Source organism: Paraburkholderia sp., assembly GCF_036488505.1.
Taxonomy (GTDB): domain Bacteria; phylum Pseudomonadota; class Gammaproteobacteria; order Burkholderiales; family Burkholderiaceae; genus Paraburkholderia.
The window spans coordinates 1-8,541 of the sequence record NZ_DASXHN010000180.1 but is presented as its reverse complement, the minus strand read 5'-3'; the positions used below and the strand labels follow the sequence as shown (position 1 = coordinate 8,541).

At 63.4% G+C, this 8,541-nt stretch carries 9 protein-coding genes and 1 tRNA gene; 5 read left to right on the top strand and 5 right to left on the bottom strand.

The features are described 5' to 3' along the window. The first annotated feature begins 234 nt into the window (after window positions 1-234). The gene (gene trmB, locus VGH68_RS10590; RefSeq protein WP_331603558.1) at window positions 235-1,041 is read left to right on the top strand and encodes a tRNA (guanosine(46)-N7)-methyltransferase TrmB; all 807 of its coding nucleotides are present in this window, start codon (window positions 235-237) and stop codon (window positions 1,039-1,041) included. 81 nt (window positions 1,042-1,122) lie between these two features. On the opposite strand, the gene VGH68_RS10585 is transcribed toward trmB, so the two are convergent. The 3 genes from VGH68_RS10585 to VGH68_RS10575 form a co-directional block, all read right to left on the bottom strand. Next, complete coding sequence (locus tag VGH68_RS10585; protein ID WP_331603556.1) at window positions 1,123-1,959, bottom strand: undecaprenyl-diphosphate phosphatase; 837 nt, start codon at window positions 1,957-1,959, stop codon at window positions 1,123-1,125. A 90-nt stretch (window positions 1,960-2,049) separates the two neighbouring features. Next, on the bottom strand, window positions 2,050-2,643 hold the full coding sequence (locus VGH68_RS10580; RefSeq protein WP_331603555.1) for a DUF1439 domain-containing protein: 594 nt from the start codon (window positions 2,641-2,643) through the stop codon (window positions 2,050-2,052). A 114-nt stretch (window positions 2,644-2,757) separates the two neighbouring features. Continuing rightward, the gene (locus tag VGH68_RS10575) at window positions 2,758-3,093 is read right to left on the bottom strand and encodes a YkgJ family cysteine cluster protein (protein ID WP_331603557.1); all 336 of its coding nucleotides are present in this window, start codon (window positions 3,091-3,093) and stop codon (window positions 2,758-2,760) included. A 210-nt stretch (window positions 3,094-3,303) separates the two neighbouring features. Here VGH68_RS10575 and VGH68_RS10570 point away from each other — a divergent pair. The 3 genes from VGH68_RS10570 to VGH68_RS10560 all read left to right on the top strand — a co-directional run bounded on the left by VGH68_RS10570 (window position 3,304) and on the right by VGH68_RS10560 (window position 5,097). Next, window positions 3,304-3,388, top strand: a tRNA-Leu gene (locus VGH68_RS10570). Window positions 3,389-3,941: 553 nt separating this feature from the next. Further along, the gene (locus tag VGH68_RS10565; protein WP_331603553.1) at window positions 3,942-4,793 is read left to right on the top strand and encodes a hypothetical protein; all 852 of its coding nucleotides are present in this window, start codon (window positions 3,942-3,944) and stop codon (window positions 4,791-4,793) included. 43 nt (window positions 4,794-4,836) lie between these two features. Further along, window positions 4,837-5,097, top strand: coding sequence for a hypothetical protein (locus VGH68_RS10560; RefSeq protein ID WP_331603552.1), 261 nt, complete (start codon window positions 4,837-4,839; stop codon window positions 5,095-5,097). 84 nt (window positions 5,098-5,181) lie between these two features. Here the strand turns inward: VGH68_RS10560 and VGH68_RS10555 are convergent, their stop codons facing one another. Beyond that, window positions 5,182-6,567 (bottom strand): amino acid permease, encoded by a 1,386-nt coding sequence (locus tag VGH68_RS10555; protein WP_331603551.1) that lies wholly within the window; start codon window positions 6,565-6,567, stop codon window positions 5,182-5,184. 207 nt (window positions 6,568-6,774) lie between these two features. On the opposite strand from VGH68_RS10555, the gene VGH68_RS10550 reads away from it, so the two are divergent. After that, window positions 6,775-7,698 (top strand): alpha/beta hydrolase, encoded by a 924-nt coding sequence (locus tag VGH68_RS10550; RefSeq protein ID WP_331603550.1) that lies wholly within the window; start codon window positions 6,775-6,777, stop codon window positions 7,696-7,698. Between the two features lie 46 nt (window positions 7,699-7,744). Here the strand turns inward: VGH68_RS10550 and VGH68_RS10545 are convergent. After that, on the bottom strand, window positions 7,745-8,541 hold a 797-nt coding region (locus tag VGH68_RS10545), incomplete at its 5' end, for a M55 family metallopeptidase (protein WP_331603548.1).

The window sequence follows — 8,541 nt, the reverse complement described above, 5'->3', positions numbered from 1 at the left end:
GAGCCGTGGGTTCGATTCCCATCGCCCGCTCCACTTTCCAGCTGAGTGTTCAGCGGAATCCAGCAAGAGCCGCCTCTTCGAAGGCGGCTTTTTTGTAGTGGCAACGGCCAGACAATGCCCGCGAGAAAAGCGCTGCGCGTTGTCCAATGGCTCACGCGGCGCACCTTGCAAACCGCGCAAGGCCTCGCCCCGCAAGCCGGCCGCAAAGCCCTCACCCTTGCAGCAGCATCGACGATGATCCACGATCCAAATGACCCCGGCCTGCCGGACGAACTCCCGCCCTCCGCCCAGGCAGCCGCGGACCATTCCGCCGCCGACACTGAACGCGCCGACGCCCTGCCCGGCGCCCCCGCCGAAGACACGCTGCACCACCGCCGCATCCGCAGTTTTGTCACACGCGCAGGCCGCGTGTCGACCGGTCAACGTCGTGCGCTCGACGAACTCGGACCGCGCTTCGTGCTGCCCTTCGCGCGGCAACAACCCGACTGGAACGCCGTATTCGGCCGCGACGCGCTGCGAGTGCTGGAAATCGGTTTCGGTATGGGCGCGACCACCGCCGAAATCGCCGCGCAGCGTCCCGGTGACGATTTCATCGGCGTCGAAGTTCATGAGCCGGGCGTCGGTGCGCTGCTGAAGCTGATCGGCGAGCAATCGCTGACGAATATCCGCATCATCCAGCACGACGCGGTCGAAGTACTCGAGCAGATGATCGCGCCGGCCAGCCTCGACGGCGTGCACATCTTCTTTCCGGACCCGTGGCACAAGGCACGCCATCACAAGCGCCGGCTGATCCAGCCGAAGTTCGTCGCGCAGCTCGTCGCCCGTCTGAAGCCCGGCGCGTATCTGCATTGCGCGACCGACTGGCAGAACTACGCCGAGCAGATGCTCGACGTGCTCAGCGCCGATCCGCTGCTCGAAAACACCGCTGACACTTACGCGCCCCGCCCCGACTATCGCCCGGTGACGAAATTCGAGCGTCGCGGTCTGGGGCTCGGTCACGGCGTGTGGGATCTCCTATTCCGCAAGCGCGGCGCGGCATAAAGCGACCGCGGCAATCCAGCGAAAAAGGCCTGCAATTGCAGGCCTTTCTTCATTGGACGAACAACCCGCCGGCGGCGAACCTCAATCTCCCCAGCTCAACCCGCCGCTATAGCCGATCAGCAGAATCAGCAAACCAAAGCCGATCCGGTACCACGCGAACACGGTGAAGTCATGCGACGCGATGTAACGCAGCAACCAGCGCACGCAGATGAACGCGCTGATAAACGCCGCCGCGAAACCGAGCGCGAAACTGCCGAGCGCATCGACCGTGAGCAGTTGCCAATCCTTATATAGTTCGTAGGCAGTCGCGCCGAAGATGATCGGAATCGCAAGAAAGAACGAGAACTCGGTGGCGACGCGGCGCTCCACGCCGAACAGCATGCCACCGATAATCGTCGCGCCGGAGCGCGAGGTGCCCGGAATCAGCGCGAGGCACTGCGCGAGGCCGACCTTCAGCGCATCGAGCGCGGTCAAATCGTCGACGCTGCGCACCCTCACCGCCGCGTCGCCGTGCGAGCGCTGACGCGCTTCGGCCCACAGGATCACGACGCCGCCCAGCACCAGCGCCAGCGCAACCGGTACCGGCGAAAACAGCGCCGCCTTGATCGACTTCTCGAACAGCAGCCCCAGCACGATCGCGGGAATCGTCGCAATGATTACGTTCATCGTGAAGCGGCGCGCGTCGTGGCGGCTTGGCAAACCCGCCACGACATGGCCAATGCGGCGGCGAAACTCCCAGCACACCGCGAGAATCGCGCCGAGTTGGATGACGACATCAAAGGTTTTCGCCTGCTCGTCGGAGAAATTCAGCAGGCTGCCGACAACAATCAGATGCCCGGTGCTCGACACCGGCAAGAACTCGGTCAAACCCTCGACGACGCCAAGAATCAGCGCTTTGCAAGCCAGTAGCCAGTCCATCGGTGCCCCTTATCGCGGTAGGTTGTCGCAATGAACAGGGCCTTCACGGTAATGACGCAGACATGCGCGGCCCTGTCGGCCGCGCGCACGTCACCTTTCGACGATCTGCACGCGTATGCCGTTTGTAAGGATGGTGATTGTACCGGGTTCGTAATTCACGCCGGCGAATTGCAGCTGTTCAGGCTTGAACGTGTAGATCGGATAGTTGGTCAGCAATTGCGTGGCGAGCAGCGCCGCCGCCGCGTTGATCTGCTGCGTGTAGGCCTGCGCCTGGCCGCTCACGTTGACGCTGTCCACGTTCGGCGATTTCAGTATCACCGAGCGGCTGCCCGGGTCGTAAGCGAGCTCGCTCGACAGCGTAAACACGCCGTCGACCGGTTGCTGCAGAAACGGGCTTGCGAAGCGCACATCGAGCTTGACGGATACGCGATTCACGTCGGGCAGCAAGCCCACCACCGGATTGGCCAGCGCGACGTCGAATACCTGCGACACCGTGCGCTGATAAGGGAACTTGCGCTGCACCGCTTCCTGCACCTGCTGCTTCGAGAACGTGTAGTGCGACGGAATGAACGGAAACGTCGAGCTCGCGCAGGCCGCGAGCGACACGGTGATGCCGAGCGCGCTGCAACCGGTCAGCGCGGCGCGCAGAAAGCGGCGCCGGGCGGGCGCTGCGGGTCGAGTCATGCGGAATCTCCTGTGGAAGCCCTTGCGGACATCTTTATCTGCATTCGCGTAAGTTTGCCGCTGCGGCTGGCCCGCTGGCCGCGTTGATCACAGCGCGCCATGTGCTAGAGACGGTCAGCGACGAGACAGTGGTTGCGGCTGCGTTTGAGCCTCGAGCCGCGTGAGCCAGGCAAGCGCTTCGCCACGGTTCGCGCCGCACATCTCGAGTTGCGGTTGCAGCCCCGAGCAGCACGCCGGGCGCTCCGGCCGGCCGAAGATTGCGCAACGCAGATCGTCACCGAGTTGCACGCAGCGCACGCCCGCGGGCTTGCCATCCGGCATGCCCGGAATCGGACTCGAAATCGACGGCGCGATACAGCACGCGCCGCAATCGGGGCGGCACGCGTGACCGGCCACTCGAAACGGCGACTGGCCCTTCGCGGTGGCTGGGTTCGATCCCGCGTCTTTCATCGCAGCGCTTGCCGATCCGCTGCTCATCTGTTGATCCACGTCATCGTTCCTGAACTGAAACTTTGGCAGCGCGTTGCCAGACCCCGCATTGTGCCACTGCCTTTGCATGCGATCCGTTTAACCGATCGGGGCGATGAGCCCAAGCCATCAGCTTGCTCGCCGATCGATTTTCGGCCATAATCTGCGGCTTCTGCAATTCACGCAGAATCTGCCCAGGTGGTGAAATTGGTAGACGCAGGGGACTCAAAATCCCCCGCCGCAAGGCGTGCCGGTTCGATTCCGGCCCTGGGCACCACGGTTTCTTTAGCCAAGTCTCGCGCGAAAGAATCATCGCTAGTTCGTCAGCGCGCATTTCCGTTGCATCCCTTCCCCACACGCCAGCTATGTTCATAGCGAAGTGCGGCTAGCAACCCGGGCATAGCCCGCGGTTCGGCGGTCCATCCTCGTCTCTTGCCACCGCTGCGCTGTCTGTTTGACAAAGAGTACCCGCGTCAGCATGGGTGCCTATTGATCAGCTAACGTCGTCATTGCTTTCGCTTCTGCAAACGCAGTGCCGGCCGATCGAAAATGTGCGGATTTTCACGCGCAATTATTTTCGGTCACTGCGTTTCCCGATCAATGCCGTCAGTTGCCAGGTGAATCTCGTGGGCCATATGTTTGAACAATCGCCGTGGCCACAATAAACGCGCAGGTTCAGCTACAAACCACGATCGTCATCACGTCGCATCTTTTCAATCTCGAGCCTCGTTCCGCCCAACCCCGGCTGCCATCGACCACGCGACGATACGCGTGAAGCGTCGATGCAACGTCACTGGACGCCCCAAAGGCACTTAGATATTGTCGCTGCCATGAATACAACCAACCCTCGCGCGCGGGCCGCAGTAGTCTTTCTGCTCGCTTTCTTCGTTATCTGGTGCCGTGCAGCTATCAGACTTGAACATGGATTTCTGTGGGCCGAAGACGCTCCGATCTTCATTCAACAGGCGCATCAGTTGGGCGTTCGCGCCATCGTCACAAATTACGCCGGTTATTTGCATCTAATACCTCGACTGAATGCCGAGACGCAACGCGTTGTGTTGCCGTTCGGCGCAACGCCCTACTTTTTCGTGTGGTGCTGCGCGGCGCTGATGTCAGCCGCATGCGCGTACATTGCGTTCGCTCTGCGTCAGGTCACGCCGCTCGCGGCCATCTTCATGGGTCTTGCGCCCGTCCTCGCGCCTCAGAATGGCGAAGTGCTGCTCTCGATCACCAATCTGCAATGGGTGCTACTACCGGCGCTCTTCGTGCTGCTGTGGGAAGCAGTATTCGAAGGCGAGAACCGTCGCTCCCTACCGCGCGCGATGGTAGTCGGATTGCTGGCACTGACCGGACCGTTCGGCGTTCTCCTCGTGCCCGCTGTCGCGATAGCCATCGCGCTGCGCCGACTTCGATCGAGGGCTGCGCAGATAAACTGGCGGGTCGTCGCCACGTATTTCGTTGCCGTTGCGCTGCAGACGATCGTCATGCTACGCCATCCGCAAACGCCCAAAGGGGTGCACGATCTGCCCTGGCTAGGCTGGATGATTCGCGCGATGTTCGCGGACTTCCTCCCAACGGCGATCAGCTCGACCACAGCCGGCTATCTGTTTGCCGTGCTGGTGATTGCCTTGTGCGTTGTTTCGCGTGCGCGGCTGGTGTTTGTAAGCCTGTTTTTGCTTTAGCGTTCTTCTATGGGGTCTCGGTGTCACGCGAACCGCTCCGGTCATGCCGATCGTCTGGTACGGATATGGCGCGCGCTACCGGTACCCGTGGGGCATTTTCATGCTGTGGGCTTTGACGCTGTCAATCGTCTACGCGAGGAACGCACGGCTTAAGCCGGTCTCGGTCATTCTGATTGTGCTGATTCTGCTCGCGTCCGGCGAACGATTCGCGGCAGACATCCAGCAGCCCTGGTCAATTCAAGCGAGCGCCGCCTCATATCACTTGACCGTGCCGCCCGGCTGGTCGATCGACGTTCCGCGGTGAATCGCATCGTCTGCCAACGAGCATCAAGTATCTGCTCGAACCCGTCGGTCCGCACTGCCCGACCGGTTTGTCATGGCTGGCGGTCTAACGCCCCGCCACCTCGGCACCACGCCGCATACCCTCGCGACGCCGCTTGATCAGATACCCGGCCCACATCATCACCAGCCACACGGGCACGAGCCATACCGACACCGACAGCCCCGGCGTCATCGCGAGAATCACGAGGATCAGCGCCATGAACGCGAGGCAGATCCAATTGCTCAGCGGGAACCAGAACGAGCGGAACACCAGCGTTTCGCCGGCAGCTACCATCGCCTTGCGCGACTTCAGATGCGTGAGGCTGATCAGCGCCCAGTTCAGCACCAGCGCGGCAACCACCAGCGACATCAACAGCCCGAGCGCGTCGGCCGGCATCACGTAGTTGATGACCACGCACCCGAACGTCGCGAGCGCGGATAAACCAATCGCCATGTACGGCACGCCGCGCCGATCGACCTTCATCAGCGCGCGCGGCGCGTTGCCTTGCTCCGCCAGACCGTACAGCATGCGGCTATTCGCATACACGCCGCTGTTGTACACCGACAGCGCGGCGGTCAGCACCACCACGTTGAGCACGTTGGCGGTCAGCGTCGAGCCGATCTGCGAGAAGATCATGACGAACGGGCTGCCGCCCGCCGCCACCTCGTTCCACGGATACAGCGACAGCAGCACCGCCAGCGAGCAGATATAAAAAAGCAAAATGCGCAGGATCACCTGGTTGACCGCTTTCGGGATGCTCTTTTGCGGCTCGGCGGCTTCGGCTGCCGTGATGCCGATCAGTTCGAGCCCGCCGAACGAGAACATGATCACCGCGAGCATCATGAAGAGCCCGTGAAAGCCGTGCGGGAAAAAGCCGCCGTGGCTCCACAGGTTCGCGACCGACGCCTGCGGACCACCGTGGCCGCTAATCAGCAGATAGCCGCCGAACACAATCATGCCGATCACCGCGACGACCTTGACGATCGCGAACCAGAACTCGGTTTCACCGTAGGCCTTCACGTTAGCGAGATTGATCGCGTTGACGATCGCGAAGCACACCAGCGCCGACACCCACGTCGGCACGCCGGGCCACCAGTAATGCACATACGTGCCGACCGCGGTCAGCTCGGCCATGCTCACGAGCACATACAACACCCAGTAGTTCCAGCCCGACAGGAAGCCCGGAAAGTCGCCCCAGTATTTGTACGCGAAGTGGCTGAACGACCCGGCGACCGGCTCCTGAGCGACCATCTCACCGAGTTGCCGCATGATCATGAACGCGATCACCCCGCCGATCGCGTAGCCGAGAATCATCGACGGACCGGCCGCCTGCAACACGCTCGCCGAGCCGAGAAAGAGACCCGTGCCGATCGCGCCGCCCAGCGCGATCAGTTGGATGTGGCGGTTTTTGAGCCCGCGCTTGAGGCCCGGTTGCTGCTGTGCACTGTTCATGGCGCCCTGCTGTCTGGAAATCGACCACCGGTCCGCATGCTTGGCCGGCCGGCAAAACTGATAATTTTAGCCGCCCTGCTATTCGTTAGACATTCGTAGCGAGCCGCTTTGGTTCTGCCGCGCACTTAAGCGCGTGGATTGTGATTGTCAGCGGAATAGCGCTTCGGTATGTTTCCGTAGTCGAACTGTCAGCCGATGGAGGCTCACATGCTGCGTGAACGTCTGCTTTGCGGCGCCGTCCTGTGCCTCTGTTTCGCGGGCGCGACGGCGCTTGCACAAACTGCTCCCGCCGCCGCCGCGGCATCCGCGCCGGCGCCGGCGACCGAGCCAGCGGCGAACGAATCGGCAAGCCCACCAACCGCCGAAGCGAGCGCGCCGTCAGCGCCCGCTGTCTCCTCGACGCCCAGCAAGCCCCCTGCCGCGCCGCTAACGGGCCCGGTGCGCAATATCGTGCTGGTGCACGGCGCGTTCGTCGATGGCTCCAGCTGGAATGGCGTGGTAGCGAAACTGCAGCGCAAGGGCTATCACGTGAGCTCGGTGCAGAACCCGCTCACCTCGCTCGCCGACGATGTCGCCGCGACCCGTCGCGTGCTCGCGCGCGAGAGCGGTCCGGTGCTGCTAGTCGGCCATTCATGGGGCGGCGTGGTGATTACCGAGGTCGCGGCGAATGCGCCGAATGTCGCCGGGCTCGTGTACGTTGCGGCGCTCGCGCCCGAGCTGCACCAATCGGCGATGGACGTGATGAAGCAGGCCGCGCCGATGCCGGCTGGCGACAGCATTAGCACGGACTCCAACGGCTTTCTGTGGCTCGACCGCGCGCACTACCGTGCGGACCTCGCGGCCGATGTGCCGGAGACCGTCACGCGCGTGCTGGCCGCCGCGCAGGTGCCGATCGCGGCGAAGGCGTTCAACGAACCGGTCGACCAGGTGGGCTGGAAAGACAAGCCGTCGTGGTACTTGCTGACGACGAAAGACCGCGCGGTATCGCCCGCGTTGCAGAAAGCGATCGCCGAGCGGATCGGCGCGAAGATCGTGCCGGTCGCGTCGAGCCATCTCGCGCCGGTCGCGCATGCGAGCGCGGTCGCCGATGCGATCGATCGCGCGGCGCGTGAGTTGAGCCGGCAGCAGTAGATTCGCCGCAGCAGCCGGCTAAGCAGAAGCCAGCGCCGCCGGCTGCTCAACGCAGCATGAACGACATCGCCGACAGGCAGTTCAGCATCCGCACCGCATGCTCGGCCGACGCCGCGCTAAAGCGCAGCGTCACGCCATCCACTCGCGTCAGCGCCGGCCATTGGCAGAACAGATCGGCAAGCCCGCTCGTCTGCACCCGCAGTTCGCAGTCGATCGGTTGCGCCGGCGTGCGCGTGGCTGTAGCCGCGCGGCCCGCGTCGAGATGCTCGCGCACCACGTCGCGCGCTGCATCGTGAAGGGCCGCGCGCACATTCGCGAGCGACTGCGTGACACCGCTCGCATGCCCGCTCGCGTCCTTCGTGACGACGAACCGCGCGCCCGGAAAGCGCGGCGCGGTCTCCTCGACGAACACATCGTCGCCGGATAAAAGCGCGACACGTGCGCCATATTCCTCGGCGAGCGCGCCGTACAAGCCCGCCTCGCCGAGTTCGACGCCATTGAACGCGACGCGCGCGAACGCGAAGCTGTTGATCGTATGCGCGAGGATTCCGTGCGTTTGCGCCTTCGCGTGATAGCCGATCATAAAGACGAGCGCCGCGCCGTATTCGAGCCCGGCCACCATGCCGAGCGTGCGCGGTTTGCCGAGCACGATCCGCGCGCGCGGATCGAGCAGGTCGGGCAGCAGATTGCGAAAGCCGCCGTGCGAATCGTTGACCCACACCTGCGTAGCGCCGCCCGCAAATGCGCCTTCGATCGCGGCGTTCGCTTCGAGCGTCATCCAGCGGCGCGCCGCTTCGTATTCGCCGTTGCCCGCGCGTGTTTGCTCAGGATGAAACACACCGG

What these genes read in the sequence shown, in the direction of transcription:
- VGH68_RS10550 (WP_331603550.1), top strand. Translation starts at nt 6,775, where the DNA reads ATGCTGCGTGAACGTCTGCTTTGCGGCGCCGTCCTGTGCCTCTGTTTC.
- VGH68_RS10580 (WP_331603555.1), bottom strand. Translation starts at nt 2,643, where the DNA reads ATGACTCGACCCGCAGCGCCCGCCCGGCGCCGCTTTCTGCGCGCCGCG.
- VGH68_RS10565 (WP_331603553.1), top strand. Translation starts at nt 3,942, where the DNA reads ATGAATACAACCAACCCTCGCGCGCGGGCCGCAGTAGTCTTTCTGCTC.
- VGH68_RS10575 (WP_331603557.1), bottom strand. Translation starts at nt 3,093, where the DNA reads ATGAAAGACGCGGGATCGAACCCAGCCACCGCGAAGGGCCAGTCGCCG.
- trmB (WP_331603558.1), top strand. Translation starts at nt 235, where the DNA reads ATGATCCACGATCCAAATGACCCCGGCCTGCCGGACGAACTCCCGCCC.
- VGH68_RS10555 (WP_331603551.1), bottom strand. Translation starts at nt 6,567, where the DNA reads ATGAACAGTGCACAGCAGCAACCGGGCCTCAAGCGCGGGCTCAAAAAC.
- VGH68_RS10585 (WP_331603556.1), bottom strand. Translation starts at nt 1,959, where the DNA reads ATGGACTGGCTACTGGCTTGCAAAGCGCTGATTCTTGGCGTCGTCGAG.
- VGH68_RS10560 (WP_331603552.1), top strand. Translation starts at nt 4,837, where the DNA reads ATGCCGATCGTCTGGTACGGATATGGCGCGCGCTACCGGTACCCGTGG.